The organism is Bacteroides sp. NSJ-39 (genome assembly GCF_014287315.1).
Classification (GTDB): Bacteria; Bacteroidota; Bacteroidia; order Bacteroidales; family Bacteroidaceae; genus Bacteroides; species Bacteroides finegoldii.
The window spans coordinates 1-697 of sequence record NZ_JACOOB010000077.1 but is presented as its reverse complement, the minus strand read 5'-3'; the positions used below and the strand labels follow the sequence as shown (position 1 = coordinate 697).

The window sequence follows — 697 nt, the reverse complement described above, 5'->3', positions numbered from 1 at the left end:
CAGCGAATAAAATAAGGCACCTCTTTCCGCCCCCTTATGGCTTCCAAAGAAAAGGGAATTTCTTCTGGACAGTGATATATATCGGTTGTACCGCTCGACCAAATTATTGTCCAAGTAGTAATATCCTTCAGTAAAGATGCCCTTAATGGCCTCCCATTGCGCGAGCATATAGTCAACCGCTCCCGCCATCTCACTTTTGGGAAGCAAGTCAGGCTTACTCTTTATCCTGAGCAGTTCCCGTTTTATTTCGCTGAGTATCTGCGGCGCATACCTTTTCCGGTGCCTGAGGTTATCTTTGTCTGTCCATCCCTGTCGACCAACACAGTGTTCATGTTCTTTTTGATACAGCTTGTTCGTCAGTTCAACCAAACATGACTCTTCCTCCTGAATTTTACTGTTATAACGGTCGATAAAACGGCTGACGCTAAAAGAGCTGCCTTGCTTGATAGAAACAGTCACTCCGTCAGGGAAAGTGATGGTAACCCCGTAAAGCATATCCGGAGAGGAGGAAGGGGAAGAGCAGACCGGAAGCAAACGGCTGAAAGAGGATGCAGGTTCTTTAGCGGTGGTGACGGAAGAGGAGGGACGCAACTCACGGATACTGATGCCGTGACGGGAAAGCCAAAGACACATACCATGGTAGTTTACATGTCGTTCACGGCAATAACTACGAAGAGTTAAGGCAGGAGAAGAACAT

Annotated in this window: 1 pseudogene; it reads right to left on the bottom strand. The window is 47.2% G+C overall.

From position 1 onward, the window contains the following. Positions 1–369: pseudogene (locus H8S63_RS19800) on the bottom strand (transposase); the annotation flags it as partial. Positions 370–697 lie beyond the last annotated feature (328 nt).